This is a genomic window from Eikenella sp. Marseille-P7795 (genome assembly GCF_916618725.1).
GTDB lineage: Bacteria > Pseudomonadota > Gammaproteobacteria > Burkholderiales > Neisseriaceae > Eikenella > Eikenella longinqua.
Window position 1 is genome coordinate 530005 of the sequence record NZ_CAKAJZ010000001.1, and the last position, 19743, is coordinate 549747.

16 protein-coding genes and 1 pseudogene are annotated in these 19743 nt (G+C 60.1%); 13 read left to right on the plus strand and 4 right to left on the minus strand.

Features of this window, described 5'->3' with window-relative positions:
* Positions 1-1038 precede the first annotated feature (1038 nt).
* Entirely contained in the window at positions 1039-1404 is a 366-nt protein-coding gene (locus tag LG371_RS02700; protein WP_067589579.1) for a helix-turn-helix domain-containing protein, read from the minus strand.
* A gap of 123 nt (positions 1405-1527) precedes the next feature.
* On the opposite strand from LG371_RS02700, the gene LG371_RS02705 reads away from it, so the two are divergent.
* From LG371_RS02705 to LG371_RS02740, 8 genes and pseudogenes are all read left to right on the plus strand, one after another.
* Positions 1528-1758, plus strand: coding sequence for a DUF896 domain-containing protein (locus LG371_RS02705; RefSeq protein WP_067589576.1), 231 nt, complete (start codon positions 1528-1530; stop codon positions 1756-1758).
* Positions 1759-1897: 139 nt separating this feature from the next.
* Entirely contained in the window at positions 1898-2770 is an 873-nt protein-coding gene (locus LG371_RS02710) for a pirin family protein (protein ID WP_225747675.1), read from the plus strand.
* Positions 2771-3088: 318 nt separating this feature from the next.
* Positions 3089-4003 carry an EamA family transporter RarD gene (rarD, locus tag LG371_RS02715; RefSeq protein ID WP_067592174.1) on the plus strand — a complete coding sequence of 305 codons (915 nt, stop codon included), beginning with the start codon at positions 3089-3091 and terminating at the stop codon, positions 4001-4003.
* Between the two features lie 77 nt (positions 4004-4080).
* Positions 4081-4581: an acyl-CoA thioesterase gene (locus LG371_RS02720; protein WP_067592171.1), complete on the plus strand. Its 501-nt coding sequence runs from the start codon at positions 4081-4083 to the stop codon at positions 4579-4581.
* Between the two features lie 212 nt (positions 4582-4793).
* Entirely contained in the window at positions 4794-5177 is a 384-nt protein-coding gene (gene panD / locus LG371_RS02725; protein ID WP_067592168.1) for an aspartate 1-decarboxylase, read from the plus strand.
* A gap of 132 nt (positions 5178-5309) precedes the next feature.
* The gene (surE, locus tag LG371_RS02730) at positions 5310-6065 is read left to right on the plus strand and encodes a 5'/3'-nucleotidase SurE (protein WP_067592165.1); all 756 of its coding nucleotides are present in this window, start codon (positions 5310-5312) and stop codon (positions 6063-6065) included.
* Positions 6062-6727, plus strand: a complete 666-nt coding sequence (locus LG371_RS02735; protein ID WP_225747676.1) for a protein-L-isoaspartate(D-aspartate) O-methyltransferase — start codon at positions 6062-6064, stop codon at positions 6725-6727. Before surE ends, LG371_RS02735 begins: the two co-directional genes overlap by 4 nt.
* A gap of 86 nt (positions 6728-6813) precedes the next feature.
* Positions 6814-7775: pseudogene (locus LG371_RS02740) on the plus strand (peptidoglycan DD-metalloendopeptidase family protein).
* A gap of 60 nt (positions 7776-7835) precedes the next feature.
* Here the strand turns inward: LG371_RS02740 and lpxC are convergent.
* Positions 7836-8753 carry a UDP-3-O-acyl-N-acetylglucosamine deacetylase gene (lpxC, locus tag LG371_RS02745; RefSeq protein ID WP_067592160.1) on the minus strand — a complete coding sequence of 306 codons (918 nt, stop codon included), beginning with the start codon at positions 8751-8753 and terminating at the stop codon, positions 7836-7838.
* Between the two features lie 214 nt (positions 8754-8967).
* On the opposite strand from lpxC, the gene waaC reads away from it, so the two are divergent.
* The 5 genes from waaC (at position 8968) to purD (ending at position 13862) form a co-directional block, all read left to right on the plus strand.
* Positions 8968-9942 (plus strand): lipopolysaccharide heptosyltransferase I, encoded by a 975-nt coding sequence (gene waaC, locus LG371_RS02750; protein ID WP_225747677.1) that lies wholly within the window; start codon positions 8968-8970, stop codon positions 9940-9942.
* Positions 9943-10089: 147 nt separating this feature from the next.
* Positions 10090-10839 (plus strand): electron transfer flavoprotein subunit beta/FixA family protein, encoded by a 750-nt coding sequence (locus tag LG371_RS02755; RefSeq protein ID WP_067592153.1) that lies wholly within the window; start codon positions 10090-10092, stop codon positions 10837-10839.
* Positions 10840-10849: 10 nt separating this feature from the next.
* The gene (locus tag LG371_RS02760; RefSeq protein WP_225747678.1) at positions 10850-11785 is read left to right on the plus strand and encodes an electron transfer flavoprotein subunit alpha/FixB family protein; all 936 of its coding nucleotides are present in this window, start codon (positions 10850-10852) and stop codon (positions 11783-11785) included.
* A gap of 101 nt (positions 11786-11886) precedes the next feature.
* The gene (locus tag LG371_RS02765; RefSeq protein ID WP_067592147.1) at positions 11887-12525 is read left to right on the plus strand and encodes a YigZ family protein; all 639 of its coding nucleotides are present in this window, start codon (positions 11887-11889) and stop codon (positions 12523-12525) included.
* A gap of 71 nt (positions 12526-12596) precedes the next feature.
* The gene (purD, locus tag LG371_RS02770) at positions 12597-13862 is read left to right on the plus strand and encodes a phosphoribosylamine--glycine ligase (protein WP_067592144.1); all 1266 of its coding nucleotides are present in this window, start codon (positions 12597-12599) and stop codon (positions 13860-13862) included.
* Between the two features lie 148 nt (positions 13863-14010).
* Here the strand turns inward: purD and putA are convergent, their stop codons facing one another.
* Together putA and putP are read right to left on the minus strand one after the other, a co-directional pair.
* Positions 14011-17610 (minus strand): bifunctional proline dehydrogenase/L-glutamate gamma-semialdehyde dehydrogenase PutA, encoded by a 3600-nt coding sequence (gene putA, locus LG371_RS02775; protein ID WP_225747679.1) that lies wholly within the window; start codon positions 17608-17610, stop codon positions 14011-14013.
* Between the two features lie 402 nt (positions 17611-18012).
* On the minus strand, positions 18013-19530 hold the full coding sequence (putP, locus tag LG371_RS02780; RefSeq protein WP_067592138.1) for a sodium/proline symporter PutP: 1518 nt from the start codon (positions 19528-19530) through the stop codon (positions 18013-18015).
* Positions 19531-19743: the final 213 nt, after the last annotated feature.

The window sequence follows — 19743 nt, forward strand, 5'->3', positions numbered from 1 at the left end:
GATGTTAGGTTTTATTAGGTTTTGTCTGTGCTGCAATGATAAGTTTTGACAAGTTTTCAGCCATCTGTGCAGCGGCAAAATCCCCCGATTGTTACCCCCGAAAAGCAGAGGCGTTTGTGTGTTATACGGTAGCAAATTCATTCAAACAAAATTAATTTGTGAGAGTTAAAAAATAACGCTATTGATTTATGACAGCGTTAATTTTTAACCCACCACCTGCTTAAAAAATATGCAATAGAGTTAATTTTTAACCCCCTTTATATATAAACCATATATAGCCCCATTTTTCTTTCTCCCTCTTGCACAAAATATAGGCAGAAACACATGGCGGCACACGGCGGCAAAATTGCAGGCCACCTGAAAACCGCATCGGGAGATTGTCGAATAACCCACCCCGCCCATGCCGACCGGAAGCGGAAAAACAGCGGCGACACACACTAAAAACCAGTAAGCGCAAAATGCCCTATTTTGCGTTTAATGTGATTTATACTTTGCAGGCTACCTATATTACCTGACCATAGAAACGCAATCCTAGCGCATTTTAGGCCGCCTGCTGAACGTTTACGGATATTCCGTAGGCAGCAATAGCAGCTTTCAGGCCATCGGGAACAGGGCAAGGCTGTTTTCCCGCAAATTTACGGGAAACCCAAGACAGGGATTTTCAGACAGTAGCCTGCTTCCCAAAGCAACGCACCGCATCATGCAACCGATTAAACCCGCCATGCCGAGCCGCGCTTGCAACACGACTCCACGAAAGCCCGGTTTGAAACATCAACCCCATGCAATCCCCAACCTGCAGAATCTGCACATGCAGAATTTGCACCTTCGGAATGTGGGCATCACGCGCGCGCGTGGCAGGGAAAAAGTTTTGACTTGTGCAAAATGGGGGTATATTTGGGGGTATATTCACACAGATAGAAAATAAGTATGTTGATAAACAATATATTAAATACCTAGTTCTTGTCTTCTCCGCGCCCTGAAAAGGCTGCTTTTTTGCGCTCGATGTTTTCGTTTTGCCGTATATGGCGCGGGCTGCGTTCAGTTTTTTTCCTGCCCGGCCGGTTTGCGGTGTTTTTTGCATTCGGCGGCGTATTGCTCGCCCCAGCGGTGCATGGCTTGGATTACGGGCATCAGGGTTTGACCAAACTCGGTGAGGGAGTATTCCACTTTGGGCGGCACTTGCGGATACACTTCGCGGTGTACGATGCCGTCGGTTTCCAGCTCGCGCAGTTGCAGGGTGAGCATGCGCTGGGTAATGGCGGGCAGGTGGCGGGCGAGCTCGTTGAAGCGGAGGGTTTGGCTGTTTAAATGATAGAGAATCAATACCTTCCATTTGCCGCCGATGATGTCGAGCGTGGCGGTAACGGGGCAGCAGTCGGTGTAGGCGGGGGTGTTGGCGGGCATGATGTTTCCTTTGGCGGCGGCGGGATTTACAGTATAAAAAATGTGTGTACTTGTATAAAAATACATACTGGATATAATACACCCAACGCATCAAAATGACACTAAAAACTTAAGGAGGAAATCATGCGAATTGCTGAATTAGACCGCATCAACGAGCTGGCCCGCAAAGCCAAAACCGCGGGCCTCACCGAAGCCGAGCTGGCCGAACGCGATGAGCTGCGGCAGGCTTATGTGAAACAGGTGTTGGGGCAGATGACCAACATCCTTTCCACGGTGAGCGTGGTGGACAGCGAAGGCAACGACGTGACCCCCGCCAAGCTGCGCGCCGCCCAAGCTGCCGGTATGCAGGTATAGATAAAACAAACACATAAAGGCTACCTGAAAGCGTGAGCTTCAACGAAGTTAAAACGATGTCTTGCGAAGCAAGGCTGAGTTTCTGCGAAGCTAAAGTACAGCTAAAATTTTCAGGTAGCCCCATCAAGAGGAAACCATCATGCGAAAAGTGAAACAAATCTACCGTGCCAACAGCCAACACTGGGTGGGCGACGTCTTCCTGGTGCGGCCCTTGTTTTCCCACATGGCCGACGACCGCGGCACTAACCCCTTCCTGATGCTGGATTACGCCGCGCCCTACGAATTTGCCCCCAACGAAGCCCGCAGCCCGCGCGGCGTGGGGCAGCATCCGCACAAAGGCTTTGAAACCGTTACCCTTGCCTACCACGGCGAAGTGGCGCACCGCGATTCCAGCGGCGGAGGCGGCATTATTTACGAAGGCGACGTGCAATGGATGACCGCCGGCTCCGGCATCATCCACGAAGAATTCCACTCCGAAGCCTTCAGCAAACAAGGCGGCTTGTTTGAAATGGTGCAGCTTTGGGTGAACCTACCTGCCGTCCACAAAAACGCCCTGCCGCGCTACCAACACCTGGCCAAGGCCGATATCCCCGTGCTGCCGCTGCCCGACGAGGCCGGCCACCTGCGCCTGATTGCCGGCGAACGCGACGGCACCCGAGGCTCGGCCGACACCTTCACCGAAATGAACGTGTGGGACATCGTGCTCAATGCGGGCAAAGCAGCCGTGCTGGAAGTGCCCGAGAGCCACAACTTGTCGCTGGTGATTTTGCGCGGCAACGTGCTCATCAACGGCCAAGACGCGGCCGAGCCGGGCGAACTGGTGGGCTTTGAGCAGGGCGGCGGGCAATTCACCGTGAACGCGGGCAGCGAAGAAGCCAAAATCCTGCTGCTCTCCGGCGTGCCGATTAACGAGCCGGTGGTTGGCTATGGCCCCTTCGTGATGAACACCGCCGAGGAAATCCGCCAGGCCGTGCGCGATTTCAACGAGGGCAAGTTCGGCCGGATTGATTAAAGGCAAGCCGTGCCAAACCAACGGAAGCTGTCTGCGGGCGGCTTCCGTTTTTTGTGTGGCGCCGTTGGAGGCTACCTGAAAACATAGATTTCAATACGGCTGGAATGCGTTGGCTTGCGGTTTTCAGGTAGCCGTATCTTTCGGCTGAATTGCTGGTTTTAATAAGGTTTATTTTTCAGGTAGCCTTTGCGGGCGTGGCCAAAGTGGGTGGAGGCTACCTGAAAACGAAAAATCTGCCCTGCCGTGCTTTCCGCCAAGCCAAACGGAAACCGAACACGCTATAATCTGCCGTTTCCCTTTCTGCTTCCCGGAGTTTCCATGCCCTCTTCTTCCCTCGGCAAAGGCGTGCTGCTGTGCCTGCTGTCGCAATTGCTGTTTAGCGTGCTGTATTTGTTCAGCCATTGGATGCAGCCCATCAGCGGCACGGATGTGTTTGCGCTGCGCATGGTGGTGATGGCGGCGGGGCTGTGGCTGATTACGCTACGCCTCATCGGCCTGCCGGCGATGCTGCGCTTTGTGCGCACCCATCTGAACAGCCGCCGCCGCTGGCTGCTGTTTCTGCTGGGCACGCTGGATGTGGCCAGCCAGTTTTGGCTGTTTATGTGGGCGCCGGTGAACAACGAGGGCGTGAACGTGGCAATGGGCTATTTTCTGTTTCCGGTGGTGATGGTGCTGGCCGGACGGTTTTGGCTGAAGGAGCGGCTCAACGGCCTGCAAACGGCAGCGCTGCTCCTGGCCGGGCTGGGCGTGGCGCACGAATTGTGGGCGCGGCAGACTTTTTCGTGGACAACATTATGGGTGTGCCTGGTGTATCCGCTGTATTACCTCTACCGCCGCGAGATGAAAATCCCCGCGCTGCAAGGGCTCACGCTGGATCTCACGCTGATCCTGCCCTTTGCGCTGGCTTATTTGCTGTGGCATTCGGATATGCTGGCATGGGTGTTGGGCGAGCCGCGCTATTGGCTGCTGTTGCCGCTGTTGGGCTTGGCCAGCGCGGTGTCGATGTCGCTGAATCTGAAATCGGGGCAGATGCTGCCGGTGAACCTGTTCGGCATGCTCAGCTATGTGGAACCGGCGCTGCTGTTTGTGGCCGCAGTGCTGGTGTTGAAAACGCCGGTGGCAGAATCGGCCTACCTCACCTACGGCCTGATTTGGGCAGGCTTGCTGCTGCTGTTAGTCAACGGCTGGCTGCGCCTGAAAACGCCCGTGCCGGCAAACCTGCCTGCCAAATAGAGAAATTTAATAAAACTGCCATCCCTTATTGCTTAGAATAATCCGCAACTCCCATCACAAATCACGAGGAACCCATCATGGAACACACCCGCCAGCTTCCCGCCCACGAGCTCATTATGTCGGAGCTGATGATGCCCAACAGCGCCAATTTCAGCGGCAACGTGCACGGCGGCGAGCTCCTCCGCCTGCTCGACCAAGTGGCCTACTCCTGCGCCAGCCGCTACAGCGGGCATTATTGCGTTACCCTTTCGGTGGACAAGGTTTTATTTAAAGAGCCCATCCACGTGGGCGAGCTGGTGACGTTTTACGCCTGCATCAACTACACCGGCCGCACCTCGATGGAAGTGGGCATCCGCGTGGAAGCGCAAAACATCCGCACCGGCCAAGTGCGCCACACCAACAGCTGCTATTTCACCATGGTGGCCATGGAAAACGGCCGGCCCGTGCCCGTGCCGCCGCTGCAAATCAGCACCGAGCGCCAACGCTGCCGCCACGAAAAAGCCCTCCGGCGCAAACAGCTCAGCCTGCAGGCAGCGGGCGGCAATTCTTGCGGCTGCACGGATGGTGCGGCGCAATAAGCGGCACGTTTGCCAAGTAATTGCCTACGTCCAGCGCTTGAGGCTACCTGAAAAACAAGTTTCCGCGAAGCTAAACGGAGTTTCCGAAGGAAGCTGAGTTTCCGCGAAGCCAAAACAAAACCGCAATCCCGAATGTGCCGCAGCGCCATCCAAGCTTTGCGAACAGCATGCCGGTTTGCGGTAGAATACCGGTTTTTTGCTAGGACGATTCCATGTTCCGAACTTTGCTGGGCGGCAAAATCCACCGCGCCACCGTTACCCGCGCCGATTTAAACTACGTGGGCAGCATCACCGTGGATTTAAACCTGCTCGATGCGGCAGGCATCTGCGTAAACGAAAAAGTGCAAATTGTGAACAACAACAACGGCGAGCGGCTGGAAACCTATGCCATCGCCGGCGAGCGCGGCAGCGGCGAAGTGTGCCTCAACGGCGCGGCGGCGCGGCTGGTGCAGCCGGGCGACGTGGTGATCATCATGTCTTACGTGTTGCTCTCCGAGCCGGAAATTGCCGCACACCGGCCCAAAGTGGTGCTGGTGGACGGGCAAAACACAATCCGCGAAGTGATCGACTACGAGCCCGCCAACACCGTGTTGTAAACGCCAGAGGCTACCTGAAAACATCTTGCCCAAGCCATCAATAATTTTCAGGTAGCCTTCCTGCCTGTTTCAGGCTACCTGAAAATCTAATCCCACCATTTTTCAGGTAGCCCCAACCCCTAACTAGCCACCATGAACATCCTCATCAGCAACGACGACGGTTATCAAGCCGAAGGCCTTGCCATCCTCGCCCGCGTGGCTGCCGAATTTGCCAACGTGCGCGTGGTCGCTCCCGAGCGCAACCGCAGCGGCGCCAGCAATTCGCTCACCCTCGACCGCCCCCTGCGCATCCAGGAAGCCGCCAACGGCTTCTATTTCGTAGACGGCACGCCCACCGACTGCATCCACCTCGCCCTGCACAGCCTGCCCGATTTCCAGCCCGACTGGGTGTTTTCCGGCATCAACCACGGCGCCAATATGGGCGACGACACCCTCTATTCCGGCACCGTGGCCGCCGCCACCGAAGCCTATCTGCTCGGCATCCCCGCCATCGCCTTCTCACTCAACGACAAAAGCGGACGCTATTGGGATACCGCCGAACAGGCCGTGTGGCGGCTGCTCACCCATCTTTTTGCCGCGCCCAAGCCTGCCGCGCCCGTGTTGTGGAACGTGAACATCCCCGCCGTGCCACCGGATAAAATCCAAGGCATGGCCGTCGCCCGCCTCGGCCGCCGCCACCACCACCAAAGCGTGGAAGCCGCCCGCAGCCCGCGCGGCGAAACCGTGTATTGGATCGGCGCCGCCGGTGAAGTGTCCAGCCGCGAGCAAGATATTGATTTCGCCCAAAGCGAAGCCGGCCTCATCACCATCACCCCGCTCTCCGTGGACCTCACCGACCATGCCGGCTTGGGCAGCGTGTCCCGTTTCTGGCAGGGCATCGCGCTATGAACGCGGCACACGGAAGCGGCAGTTTCAACTGGCGGCGGCACAATATGGTGCAGCGCCTGGGCAGGATGGGCATCACCCGCCGGGAGGTGCTCGCCGCCATGGACAGCGTGCCGCGCCACGTGTTTGTGGAAGAAGCCCTGCGTTCGCGCGCCTATGACGATATGTCGCTGCCGCTCGGGCTGGGGCAAACCATCTCCCAGCCCTACACCGTGGCGGTGATGACCCAGCTCATGCTCGGCAACGGGGCGGTGGAAAACTTCGGCCCGGTGCTGGAAATCGGCACCGGCTGCGGCTACCAAACCGCCGTGCTGCAAGCCGTGGGGCTGAAGCAGATTTATTCGGTGGAACGCCTGCGCGCCCTGCACGAGCAGGCCAAGCACAACCTGCGCGCCGCCCGCCTGCCCGGCGGCGCCCGGCTGGTGTGCGGCGACGGCTATTTGGGGCTACCTGAAGTTGCCCCGTTCAACGGCATTTTGGTTACCGCCGCGCCGGCCGAAGTGCCGCTGCCGCTGTTGCAGCAGCTCGCCGTGGGCGGGCGATTGGTGATCCCACTCGACGAAGGCGGGCAACAATATCTGTGGCTGATCGAGAAAACCGCCCACGGCTTTCAGGAAACCTGCGTGCACGAAGCCCGCTTTGTACCGTTAATTAACGGAACTTAACCGCGATATACGCCGCCCAACCTTGCGTGAAACCGCACGGATTGCTTATGATTGCGCTGTTTTCGTGCACAGAAAGCCGCATTTCCATGAATCAATTATTTACCTTCCGCTCCCTCCCCCTCGCGCTCACCGTTTTGCTCGGCGCCTGCACCCTCACCCAGCCGCCCGCCCCCGTGGTGTCCGGCAACGGCGCCGGCTACGGCAACAACTACGGCGGCAACACTGCCGCTGCCGACAACAACCCCTACGGCGCCCAGCCCTATAGCCCGCCTGCCGCCAACCAAAGCGCCGCGACCACGCCCTACACCCCGCCGGCAGCCGCCCCGCTCCCTATACTCCGCCCGCACCAAGCGCCGCCCCCGCCGGCAGCTATACCCCGTCTTACGCGCCGGTGGACGTGAATGCCGCCCAGCATACTGTGGTGCGCGGCGACACCGTGTATAACATCGCCCTGCGCTACCGCATCAGCCAGGACAACCTGCGCGCCTGGAATAATCTGGTCGACAACAACATCAGCGTCGGCCAGGTGCTGCGTGTGAAGCCCGCCGGCTACACCGCGCCCGCTGCTGCCGCGCCCACCCAGCAGCCCACCACCCCGCCGCGCACCACTCCCACCCCGCCGCCTGCCAACACCGCGAGCACGCCTGCCGCCACGCCTTCCGTATCCGGCGCCACCCGCAGCGCCGCTGGCATCACCTGGCAGCGCCCCACCGCCGGCAGCATCCTCACCCGCTTCGGCGGCAGTGAAAAAGGCATCAACATCGGCGGCAATGCCGGCCAGCCCGTGGTGGCCGCCGCCGACGGCAAAGTGGTGTACAGCGGTTCCGGCCTGCGCGGCTATGGCAACCTCATCATCGTGCAGCACAACCAAACCTACCTCACCGCCTACGGCCACAACCAGCGCCTCTTGGTGCGCGAAGGCCAAACCGTGCGCCGCGGCCAGAGCATCGCCACCATGGGCAACAGCGACAGCTCCCGCGTGCAGCTGCATTTCGAGCTGCGCAAAAACGGCCAGCCGGTTGATCCGCTGCAATATATTCCGAACTAGTCTTTCGGGCAGGAATAAAGGCTACCTGAAATTTTCAGGTAGCCTTTCTTTTGCTTTTCGCTATGCCGCTTCGGGCAGGGCGTGGAAGGCGCCGGGCAGGTTTTGATCGTGGGGGAAGGTGGCCCATTCGTAGCTGGCGGGGTCGGCGAGGATGGCGCGCAAGAGGGCGTTGTTGATGGCGTGGCCGGATTTGTAGCCTTCGAAGGCGCCGATGATGGGCGCGCCGATCACGTATAAATCGCCCACGGCATCGAGGATTTTGTGGCGCACGAATTCGTCGGGGTAGCGCAGGCCTTCGGGGTTGAGCACGTCGTTGTCGTCGATCACCACGGCGTTGCTTAAGTTGCCGCCCAAGCCTAAGCCGTGGGCGCGCATCATTTCCACTTCCTGCATGAAGCCGAAGGTGCGGGCGCGGGCGATTTCTTCTACGTAGGAGGTGCCGGCGAAGTCGATTTCGAAGGTGGGGTTGCTGCGGTTGAACACGGGGTGGTCGAAGTTGATGGTGAGGCTGATTTTGAAGCCTTCGTAGGGGGTGAAGCGCACCCATTTGCCGGGCTCTTGCACTTCGATGGGCTTCAAAATGCGCAAAAAGCGTTTCTCGGCCTGTTGGTCGACAATGCCGGCGTCTTGCAGCAGATAGAGGAAGGGCAGGCTGGAACCGTCCATAATCGGGATTTCGGGCGCATTTAATTCAATCAACACGTTGTCGATGCCGTAGGCGGCAAGGGCAGACATCAAATGCTCGATGGTGCCCACGCGCACGCCGTCTTCGGTAACGATGGTGGAGGAGAGGCGGGTGTCGTTGATGAGGCCGGGCACGAGCGGGATGGGGCGGCTTTGTTCGCCGGCCAAATCGGTGCGGCGGAACACGATGCCGCTGTTTTCTGCGGCCGGATGCAGGGTGAGCAATACCCGCTCGCCGGAATGCAGGCCGACGCCGGTGGCGCTCACGGATTGGGCTAAGGTGCGTTGTTTCATGGCAAACTCCAGGCGGATTTGCCCGTATGATACGGGAATCTGGCGATGGCGTCTGCTTTTGCGATTGAATTTGTTTATGGCGTGCTGCTGTTTTGCGGGAGCATGCTTGGCCTATTTTTCAGGTAGCCTTCGGGCGTGGCGGCTTGGTATCGAAAGCCTGCGGGTTCGCTATATAATACGCAGCTTTGACACGGCTCGGCCTTCGGATTTGCAAATGAAGATTTTACTGGTGCGCCTTTCCAGCATGGGCGATTTAATCCACACGCTGCCTGCGGTGCAGGATTTGGCGCGGCATTGCCCGCAGGTGGAGCTGCATTGGCTGGCCGAAGCCGGGTTTGCCGATATTGCGCGGCTGCATCCTTTTGTGCGCAAGGTGATTCCGATGCGCTGGCGGCAGTGGCGCAAGCGGCTGTTTGCAGCGGAAACGCGGCGGCAGATGCGCGCGTTGAAGCAGGAATTGGCCGGCGGCGGCTACGATTTCGTGCTCGACAGCCAGGGGCTGATAAAAAGCGCGTGGTTTGCGCGCTGGGCTGGCGCGCCGGTGAAGGGTTTGGACAAACACAGCGCGCGTGAGGGCTGGGCGGCGGCGTTTTATGCCGAGCGTTTTCAGGTAGCCAAGGGGCGCGATGCGGTGTGGCGCAACCGCGAACTGTTTGCGCAGGTGTTCGGCTATTGTTTTGATGGGGCGCCGAATTTCGGCGTGCGCGTGCCGGAAGCGGCGGCGGTGCAGGGGCTACCTGAAAACTACCGCGTGGCGCTGCATGCCACCAGCCGCGACAGCAAATTGTGGCCGCAGCAGCATTGGGTTGAGCTGCTGAACCGTTTGCACGCGGCCGACGGCGCGGCGGTGTGGCTGCCGTGGGGCAACGAGGCGGAGCGGCAGCGTGCGCTGGCTTTGGCGTGGCAGGTGGCCGGGGCGCAAGTGCCGGCGGAGCGGCTCGGCCTGTTGCAGGCGGCCTATGTTTTGCGCGGGGCGCACAGCGTGATCGGCGTGGACACGGGCCTGCTGCATCTGGCCAATGCGCTGGATAAGCCGCTGGTGGGCATCTATACCGACAGCGACCCGGTGAAAACCGGCGTGCAAACGTCGGCTTGGGCGCGCAATGTGGGCGGCGTGGGCGCTTTGCCTGCGGTGGAAGAGGTATTGGATCGGGTGTGCTCGGTGGAGCAGGCTGCCGCCGAAGCTTAGCTTTAGCTTCGCCGAAACCCGGGCTTTGCGCCGCAAGATATTTTTCAGGTAGCCTCTTGGGGGGCGGCTTGCATTATTGCCGGCAAATCGGCACAATCCGCCTGATTTGCCGTATTGAATAACTAGGTAGAAGGAAAAGGAAATTTCATGAAAGCACTGGTTGCTGTGAAGCGGGTGGTGGATTACAACGTGAAGGTGCGGGTGAAGGCCGACGGCTCGGATGTGGACATCGGCAATGTGAAAATGTCGATGAACCCGTTTGACGAAATCGCGGTGGAAGAAGCCGTGCGCCTGAAAGAGGCGGGCAAAATCAGCGAAATCGTGGTGGTGTCGCTGGGCGTGAAGCAGTGCGAGGAAACGCTGCGCACCGCGCTGGCAATGGGCGGCGACCGCGCCATCCATGTGCAAACCGATGCGCACCTGGAGCCGCTGGCCGTGGCCAAACTACTGCGCCAGATTGCCGAGCGCGAACAGCCGCAGCTGATCCTGCTGGGCAAACAGGCCATCGACGATGATGCCAACCAAACCGCGCAAATGCTGGCCGCCCTGCTCAATGCGCCGCAGGGCACTTTTGCCAGCAAGGTGGAGCTGGGCGAAAACGAAGTGGTGGTGGTGCGCGAGGTGGACGGCGGCCTGGAAACCGTGGCTTTGAAGCTGCCGGCGGTGGTTAGCGCCGATTTGCGCCTGAATGAGCCGCGCTATGTGAAGCTGCCCAACATCATGCAGGCCAAGAAAAAGCCGCTGGAAAAGCTCACGGTGGAAGAGTTGGGTGTGGATATTGCGCCCAAATTGCAGCAGCGCCGGGTGGACGAGCCCAAACCGCGCAGCGGCGGCGTGAAAGTGGAAAGCGTGGCCGAACTGGTGGCCAAATTGAAAAACGAAGCCAAGGTGATTTGAGGAGAGCGCCATGACCGTATTGATTATTGCCGAACACGACAACAAAACCCTGGCTGCCGCCACGCGGCACGCCGTGAGCGCCGGCAGCAAGCTGGGCAAAGTGCATGTATTGGTGGCCGGCAGCGGCGCGGCCGCGGTGGCCGAGCAGGCCAAACAGGTGGCCGGCGTAAGCAAAGTATGGCTGGCCGATGCCGCCCATTATGCCGACGGCCTAGCCGAAGAATTGGCGCCGTTGGTGGTGAAGCTGGCGGCAGACTACCGCTACATCGCCGCCGCCGCCAGCACCTTCGGCAAAAACCTGTTGCCGCGTGTGGCCGCCCTGCTGGATTGCCCGCAGGTGTCTGATTTAACCGAAATCGTGGACGGCCACACCTTTGTGCGCCCGATTTACGCCGGCAATGCCTTTGCCACTGTGGGCAGCGATGCCGACAAACTGGTGCTCACCTTCCGCACCACTGCGTTTGCCGAAGCCGCCGCCGAAGGCGGGCAGGCCGAAGTGGTGCAGGTGGAAAGCACGCCGGCACAGGGTTTGAGCCGCTTCATCAGCCGAGAGATGGTGCAGTCCGACCGGCCGGAGCTGACGCAAGCCCGAGTGGTGGTGGCCGGCGGGCGCGCCTTGGGCAGCGTGGAGCAGTTCAACGATTTGTTGCTGCCTTTGGCCGACAAGCTCGGCGCCGCCATCGGTGCTTCCCGTGCGGCAGTGGATGCCGACTATGCGCCGAACGACTACCAAGTGGGGCAGACCGGCAAAGTGGTGGCGCCCGAGCTGTATATCGCCATCGGCATTTCCGGTGCCATCCAGCACACCGCCGGTATACAGGACAGCAAAGTGATTGTGGCCATCAATAAAGATCCGGAAGCCGCCATCTTCAATATTGCCGACTACGGTTTGGTGGCTGATTTGTTTGAAGCCGTGCCGGAGCTGACTGCCGCATTGGGCGATTGATTGTTTCACGTGAAACACAGCAGGCTACCTGAAAATCAAATTTTTCAGGTAGCCTGTTTCCTATATAATCCGCGTATTCATTTGCTTGCCATTCATCCGAAATGACTTCTCCCGCCGTTTACACCTATCGCACCCTGGCCGAGCCCGGCCAAGCCGAGTTTAAAGACAAAGGCAGCCGCTTTATCGCCTTTGCCTATCCTGTGCGCACGGTGGCGGAAGTGAAAAACCATGTGGATGCGCTACGGCAGGAGCACCACAAAGCACGCCATTGGTGCTACGCCTACCGCTTGGGCACAGACGGCCTGCAGTTTCGCGCCAACGACGACGGCGAGCCCTCCGGCAGCGCCGGGCGGCCGATCTTGGGGCAGATCGATTCGGCGGAGCTGACCGATGTGCTGGTGGTGGTGGTGCGTTATTTCGGCGGCACGCTGCTGGGCGTGCCCGGGCTGATTCATGCCTACAAAACTGCCACCCAGCTGGTGTTGCAGCAAACCGGGCAGGTGGAGAAAAACATTGAAAAACAAGTCTTGTTGCGCTGCGATTATCCGCATTTGAGCGAAGTGCTGCGGTTGGGCAAGCAGCATGGCGCGGAAGTGTTGCAGCAGGATTTGCAACTGGATTGCCGGCTGCATTTTGCCGTGCCGCTGGCCGGTTTTGCGACCTGCATGGAAGCTTGGCTGGACACGCGTGCGGTGGAAATCTTGGATGAGCCGCCGCCAGGAAACGAAGAGGCTACCTGAAAATCGCAAACAGGTTTTCAGGTAGCCTTTATGGCATTTAAACGATTGATTAAACAGGAAGGAAACAACACATGAAACTCTTGCTGATTGGCAGCGGCGGGCGCGAACACGCGCTGGCGTGGAAGCTAGCGCAGTCGCCCAAAGTGGAAACCGTATTCGTGGCACCGGGCAATGCCGGCACCGCGCAGGAGCCCAAGCTGCAAAACCTGCCGCTGAAAAACCACCAGGAATTGATGGATTTCTGCCGCCGCGAGCAGATTGCCTTCACCGTGGTTGGCCCCGAAGCCCCGTTGGCAGCCGGCATTGTGGACGATTTCCGCGCCGTCGGCCTGTCCATCTTCGGCCCCACCCGTGCCGCCGCGCAGCTGGAAAGCTCCAAAGATTTCGCCAAAGCCTTCATGGCGCGGCACGGCATCCCCACCGCGCAATACCAAACCTTCGCCGATGCCGCCGCCGCGCACGATTATGTGGCTGCCAAAGGCGCGCCGATTGTGATTAAGGCCGACGGCTTGGCAGCCGGCAAAGGCGTGGTGGTGGCGCAAACCGAAGAGCAGGCGCATCAGGCCATCGAGCAAATGCTGGTGGGCAACAAAATGGGCGATGCCGGCGCGCGCGTGGTGATTGAAGACTTTTTGCAAGGCGAAGAAGCCAGCTTCATCGTGATGGTGGACGGCGAACACGTGCTGCCGATGGCCACCAGCCAAGACCACAAACGCCTGCTCGACGGCGACCTCGGCCCGAACACCGGCGGCATGGGCGCATACAGCCCTGCGCCGATTGTTACGCCTGAAGTACACCGCCGTGCCATGGAAGAAATTATTTTGCCCACCGTGCGCGGGATACGCGAGGAAGGGATTGAGTTTACTGGGTTTCTTTATGCCGGCTTGATGATTGATGCCGATGGCGCGCCCTATACTGTGGAATTCAACTGCCGCTTCGGCGACCCGGAAACCCAGCCCATCATGAGCCGTTTGGACAGCGATTTGGCCGATTTGATCCAAGCCGCGCTGAACCGAAAATTGGATACGGCCAGCGCCGAATGGAAAGCGCAAAGCGCCGTGGGCGTGGTGCTTGCCAGCGCCGGCTACCCCGAGCGTTCGGGTAAGGGTGACGTGATTGAAGGCATCGAAGCCGCCAACCGCATCGGCAAAGTGTTCCATGCCGGCACGGCCACGGAAGCCGGCCATACCGTTACCAACGGCGGCCGCGTGCTGTGTGTGGTCGGCTTGGGCGACGATTTGGCCGCTGCCAAACAGCAGGCCTACCGCGCCGTGGCCGAGGTTTCTTTCCCCGGCATGCAATACCGCCGCGATATCGGGGATAAGGCTTTGCGCTGAAGGGAAATGTTTGCCCGGCGAAAGAGCGAGTTCTAGCCGGCATCGTTATGCCAAGCGATGATTGCTTCGTTTGCTGGCAAAGACAGTATCCAAACTTAAACAGGCTACCTGAAAAATTTCAGGTAGCCTGTTTTGCCTGATAAGCCGATTAGTTGTCGCCTGCGGCCATCAGGTGGGCGTTACCGCCGGCGGCGGTGGTGTTGATGCTGCAGGAGCTTTCGGCAAACAGCTGCAATACGTCCACGCCTTGTTCGGCATCAATGATGCGCACCAGCGCGCCGTCGCGGCCGGCCAGCGCCTGTTTGAGCTCGGGGCTCAGCGGCTCGAGTGCGGCCACATGGCTGATGTCGGCGGAGGCGGGGTTGGCAGACACTTCCAGCAGCTCGGGCGCCTGCTCGGCGTAGGCGGCCAGCGGGTGCTGCTCGCTCACCACGGCGCGGATGCCGGAGCCGGCGAGCTCCACCCAAGCAGCGAAGGCTTGGAGCAGGCTGCCGCCGTAGAGCCACACGCGGTGCGGGGCTTGCCAGCTCAATACGTTGTGCTCGCCGGTGGGGCCGCGCAGCACTTGCTCGGCGCTTCGCAGGGTGTGCACGCGGGCGCGACCGAGGCTGCCGGCCAAATCCAGCTTCTGCTCTTGGCTGAGCGGCAGGCTTTGCAGGATAGTTTGCAGGCGGTTGAGCGCGGCTTCGTCGGCCTGGCCGCTGCGGGTGGTTTGCGGGGCGCGCCAGGTGGCAAGGCGGCTGAGGCGTTGCAGGTAGAAGGGGCCGCCGGCTTTGGGGCCGGTGCCGGAGAGGCCGTGGCCGCCGAAGGGCTGCACGCCCACCACGGCGCCCACGATATTGCGGTTCACATACACGTTGCCGGCTTCGATGCGGCGGCGGATGTGTTCCACCGTGCCATCGATGCGGCTGTGGATGCCGCCGGTGAGGGCGTAGCCTTTGCTGTTGATTTGGTCGATCAAGTCGTCCAGCTCTTCGGCACGGTAGCGGATCACGTGCAGGATGGGGCCGAACACTTCGCGCTGCAAGTCGTTCAAATTGTTCAGCTCAAACAGGGTGGGTGCGATGAAGGTGGCGTTGCCGGCGTTTTCAGGTAGCCTGATTTGGTGGCTGCTGCGGGCGATGCCTTTCATGCGGTCGATGTGGCTTTGCAGGTTGGCCTGGGCTTCGGCGTCGATCACCGGGCCGATGTCGGTTTTCAGCTCGGCGGGGTTGTCCACGCGCAGCTCGTTCATGGCGCCGCGAATCATGTTTACCATGCGGTCGGCCACGTCTTCCTGCACGCACAAAATGCGCAGGGCGGAGCAGCGCTGGCCGGCGCTGTCGAAAGCAGATACCAATACGTCGGCGCATACTTGCTCGGCCAGCGCGGTGCTATCGACAATCATGGCGTTTTGGCCGCCGGTTTCGGCAATCAGCACGGGGTTGTCGCTGCGTTTGGCCAGGGTTTGGTTGATGAGGCGGGCCACTTCGGTGGAGCCGGTGAATACCACGCCGTTGATTTGCTCGCTTTGCGTGAGGGCGGCGCCCACGTCGCCGGCGCCGAGCGCGAGCTGGAGGACGTTACGCGGGATGCCAGCTTCGTGCATCAGCTGCACGGCGCGGTAGGCGATGAGGCTGGTTTGCTCGGCGGGCTTGGCAATCACGGTGTTACCGGCGGCCAGCGCGGCCACCACTTCGCCGGTGAAGATGGCCAGCGGGAAGTTCCACGGGCTGATGGCCACGATGGTGCCCACGCCTTGGCTGTTTTCAGGTAGCGTGTGTTCGGCTTCGTCGGCGTAGTAGCGGCAGAAATCCACGGCTTCGCGCACTTCGGCGATGGCGTTGTTGAGCGTTTTGCCCGCTTCGCGCACGGCCAGTGCCATCAGCTCGGGCATGTGCGTTTCCAGCAGGTCGGCGCAGCGGCGCAGCATTTCGGCGCGTTCGGCGGCGCTCACGGCCGCCCAGCCTGCTTCGGCGGCTTTGGCGGCGGCAATGATGCCGGGCACGGCGGCTACCTGAAGGAAGGCGGCGCTGCCCACCACGTCGTTGTGGTCGGCGGGGTTGCGCACTTCATGCGGTGCCTGGGTGTCGGCGGCCACGGCCAGCAGCGGCTCGGCCTGCAACGGGCGCACGGCGGCGTTCATATCGGCCTGCAATTGTTGGAGCGCGATTTCGTTGCTCAAGTCGATGCCCTGCGAATTGAGGCGCTCTTCGCCATACAGATGGCGCGGCAGCGGCAGGCCGCTGTGCGGATGGATGCCTTGTTCGGCGAGGGTGTCGAAGGGGCTGCGGATCAGCGTGTCGATGCTGATGTTTTCGTCCACAATCTGGTTTACGAAAGAAGTGTTGGCGCCGTTTTCCAGCAGGCGGCGCACCAAGTAGGCGAGCAGGGTTTCATGCGTGCCCACCGGCGCATACACGCGCACGTGCCGCCCCAAATTCTGCGGGCCCACCACTTGGTCGTAGAGGGTTTCGCCCATGCCGTGCAGGCATTGGTGTTCGAACTGTTTGCCTTTGCCCATCTGGTAGATGGCGGCCAGGGTGTAGGCGTTGTGGGTGGCGAATTGCGGGAACACGGCGTCTTGTGCGTCGAGCAGTTTGCGCGCGCAGGCCAGGTAGGAGATGTCGGTGTGGACTTTGCGGGTGTAGGTGGGGTAGCCGTTCATGCCGTCCACCTGCGCCCATTTGATTTCGCTGTCCCAATAGGCGCCTTTCACCAGGCGGATCATCAGTTTTTGATTATTGCGGCGGGCGAGGTCGATGAGATAGTCGATAACGAAGGGGCAGCGTTTCTGGTAGGCCTGCACCACGAAGCCGATGCCGTGGTAGCCGGCGAGGTCGGGGTCGGAGACGAGGGCTTCCATCAAATCCAGCGAAAGTTCGAGGCGGTTGGCTTCTTCGGCGTCGATGTTGATGCCGATGTCGTATTGTTTGCCGAGCAGGAACAATTCTTTCAGGCGCGGCAGGAGCTCGCTCATCACGCGTTCGTGCTGGGCGCGGGAATAGCGCGGGTGGATGGCGGAGAGTTTCACGGAAATGCCGTTGCCGTCGTAGATGCCTTTGCCGGCGGCGTCTTTGCCGATGGCGTGGATGGCGTTGACGTAGTCTTGGTAGTAGCGGTCGGCGTCGGCTTCGGTCATGGCGGCTTCACCGAGCATGTCGAAGGAATACAGGTAGCCCAGCTGTTCGCGCTCTTTGCCGTTTTTCAGGGCTTCTTCGATGGTTTGGCCGGTAACGAATTGTTTGCCGAGCATGCGCATGGCGTAGTCTACGCCTTTGCGGATAAGGGACTCGCCGCCTTTGCTCACGATACGGGTGAGGGCGTTGCCGAGGTTTTGCCCGTTGGGGGCGGAAGTGAGCTTGCCGGTAACCAAGAGGCCCCAAGCGGCGGCGTTTACGAATAATGAGGGGCTGTTGCCGAGGTGGCTTTTCCAGTCGCCGCCGGCGATTTTGTCGTGGATGAGCTTGTTGCGGGTGGCTTTGTCGGGGATGCGCAGGAGGGCTTCGGCCAAACACATCAGGGCGATGCCTTCTTCGCTGGAGAGGGAGAATTCGTGCATCAGGGCGTCCACCCCGCTGGCGCGGCGCCGGTTTTCGCGCACTTGTTTTACCAATTGGCGGGCGAGGCGGTCGGCGGCGGTGCGCTCTTCCTGGCTCATCTGCGCGCGCTCGAGCATGTCTTGCACGGCTTCGATTTCGTCGCGGCGGTAGGCTTGGGTAATGGCTTGGCGAAGTTCGGTTTGTTGGGGGTGGGCGAATTGGAACATATCGGTCTCCGTGGTTTGGTGTGGCGGGAGGCTAGCTGAATTTTTCAGGTAGCCTGCCTTTATCTTGAGTCATCCGTTCGGCTCATGTTTGAAAAATGGAATCATAAACCAATCTGCCGCATTTGGGGCGGCGGATGTAAAAAAATGTTTATAGCGGATTTCGTTTTAAACCAGGGCTGCTTTATCTTGCCGTACTGTCTGCGGCTTCGCTGCCTTGTTCTGATTTAAACTGAATCCGCTATATGGCAACGGGAGGCTACCTGAAAACGTTGGCTTCAACTTGGCCGAAATAGTGTGCCAAGCTGGCAGGAAGGTGCGGTGAAATTTTCAGGTAGCCTGCAGTGGCGGAAGGCTACCTGAAAATCATGGCGCGGCATTGTTTCAGGCAGCCTCAACGCCGGCTTATCTGGCCGCGCGGTAATCCGCATCGGCCTGCTCGAAGCGCTGGCGGATTTCCTCGGCCGGCTCCTGGCCCGCGAGGGATACGGCCACAGCGGCCAGCGTGCAGGCGATAAAGCCGGGGATGATTTCATACAGCGTGCCGAAGCCGGCCTCGGCCAGCGCCGGGTTGGCATATTGCGCCCACAGCACCGTGGCCGCCGCGCCGATAATCATGCCCCACAGCGCACCGTTGGCGGTGATGCGTTTCCACAATACCGACAAAATCACCACCGGGCCGAAGGCCGCACCGAAGCCCGCCCAGGCGAATTCCACCAGTTGCAGCACTTTGCTCTCGGGGTCGGCGGCAATCAGGATGGCAATCACGGCCACGGCCAGTACCATAATGCGGCCGATCCACACCAATTCCTTCTGCGGCGCGTTCGGGCGCAGGAAGCCTTTGTAGAAATCCTCCGCAATCGCGCTGGAGCACACCAAAAGCTGGCAGGAAAGGGTAGACATCACCGCCGCTAGAATCGCGCTCAAAATCACGCCGGCAATCCACGGGTTGAACAGCAGGGTGGAAAGGGCGATGAACACGCGCTCGTGGTCGCCCTGCATGGCGGCGGTTTGCTCCGGATGCGCGCCGAAATAGGCGATGCCGAAATAGCCCACGGCCACTGCGCCGCCCAGGCACAGAATCATCCAAGTCATGCCGATGCGGCGGGCAGACACCAGCGATTTCACGCTTTCGGCAGCCATGAAGCGCGCCAAAATGTGCGGCTGGCCGAAGTAGCCCAGGCCCCAGGCGGCGGTGGAAATGATGCCCAGGAAGGTGGTGCCGTGCAGCAGGCTGCCGTATTCCTTGCCGCTGGCAGCGGCTGCGGCCTGCATGGCGGCGCGCATTTCGTCTGCCCCGCCCACGCCCAGATACACCATCACCGGCGTGAGGATGAGCGCGAAAATCATCAGCGTGGCCTGCACGGTGTCCGTCCAGCTCACGGCGAGGAAGCCGCCGATGAAGGTGTAGGCGATGGTGGCGCCTGCGCCCAGCCAGATGGCGGTGCCGTAGCTCATGCCTTCAAACAGGCTCTGAAACAGCCGTGCGCCGGCCACGATGCCGCTGGCGCAGTAAATGGTGAAGAAAAACAGGATAATGGCGGCAGACACCACTTTCATGGTTTTGCCCTGCGCGCCGAAGCGGTGGTAGAAATATTCCGGCAGGGTAAGCGCGTTGTTGTTGTATTCGGTGTGCACGCGCAAGCGGCCGGCCACCAGCCGCCAGTTGAGGTAGGCGCCGATCACCAGGCCGATGGCAATCCAAGATTTGCTCAGCCCGCTCAAATACACCGCGCCGGGTAGGCCCATCAAGAGCCAGCCGGACATATCCGACGCCCCGGCCGACATGGCGGTAACAAACGGGCCCAGGCTGCGGCCGCCGAGGATGTAGTCGTCGAAATTGCGGGTGGAAAAGTAGGCCGCGAGGCCGATTAAGAGAACGGCAACCAGATAGATGCCGAAGGTGATGTACATCGGGTTCATGAGCTGCTCCTTTTTATTGTGAATTAACTTAACTTTCGCTACGGCGTTGGCTCGCCGCTTGGTATCGAAAGTGTGTTAATTCGCTATAGTTGTCGTATATCGCCGCTGCTTGGGCGGTTTGATGTGCGGCTGAAAGCAAAGGCCGAAGCACTTTTTCATCACAAGGCTGGAAAACGCGGTATGAGGAATCAAGGGCTTCGGCCATTTAGCCGA

Excerpts from the sequence above, each read along its gene's own strand:
- LG371_RS02700 (WP_067589579.1), bottom strand. The coding sequence starts at position 1,404 with ATGCCCGCCAACACCCCCGCCTACACCGACTGCTGCCCCGTTACCGCC.
- lpxC (WP_067592160.1), bottom strand. The coding sequence starts at position 8,753 with ATGAAACAACGCACCTTAGCCCAATCCGTGAGCGCCACCGGCGTCGGC.
- purD (WP_067592144.1), top strand. The coding sequence starts at position 12,597 with ATGAAACTCTTGCTGATTGGCAGCGGCGGGCGCGAACACGCGCTGGCG.
- putA (WP_225747679.1), bottom strand. The coding sequence starts at position 17,610 with ATGTTCCAATTCGCCCACCCCCAACAAACCGAACTTCGCCAAGCCATT.
- LG371_RS02705 (WP_067589576.1), top strand. The coding sequence starts at position 1,528 with ATGCGAATTGCTGAATTAGACCGCATCAACGAGCTGGCCCGCAAAGCC.
- surE (WP_067592165.1), top strand. The coding sequence starts at position 5,310 with ATGAACATCCTCATCAGCAACGACGACGGTTATCAAGCCGAAGGCCTT.
- LG371_RS02755 (WP_067592153.1), top strand. The coding sequence starts at position 10,090 with ATGAAAGCACTGGTTGCTGTGAAGCGGGTGGTGGATTACAACGTGAAG.
- LG371_RS02710 (WP_225747675.1), top strand. The coding sequence starts at position 1,898 with ATGCGAAAAGTGAAACAAATCTACCGTGCCAACAGCCAACACTGGGTG.
- waaC (WP_225747677.1), top strand. The coding sequence starts at position 8,968 with ATGAAGATTTTACTGGTGCGCCTTTCCAGCATGGGCGATTTAATCCAC.
- LG371_RS02720 (WP_067592171.1), top strand. The coding sequence starts at position 4,081 with ATGGAACACACCCGCCAGCTTCCCGCCCACGAGCTCATTATGTCGGAG.
- rarD (WP_067592174.1), top strand. The coding sequence starts at position 3,089 with ATGCCCTCTTCTTCCCTCGGCAAAGGCGTGCTGCTGTGCCTGCTGTCG.
- putP (WP_067592138.1), bottom strand. The coding sequence starts at position 19,530 with ATGAACCCGATGTACATCACCTTCGGCATCTATCTGGTTGCCGTTCTC.
- panD (WP_067592168.1), top strand. The coding sequence starts at position 4,794 with ATGTTCCGAACTTTGCTGGGCGGCAAAATCCACCGCGCCACCGTTACC.
- LG371_RS02760 (WP_225747678.1), top strand. The coding sequence starts at position 10,850 with ATGACCGTATTGATTATTGCCGAACACGACAACAAAACCCTGGCTGCC.
- LG371_RS02735 (WP_225747676.1), top strand. The coding sequence starts at position 6,062 with ATGAACGCGGCACACGGAAGCGGCAGTTTCAACTGGCGGCGGCACAAT.
- LG371_RS02765 (WP_067592147.1), top strand. The coding sequence starts at position 11,887 with ATGACTTCTCCCGCCGTTTACACCTATCGCACCCTGGCCGAGCCCGGC.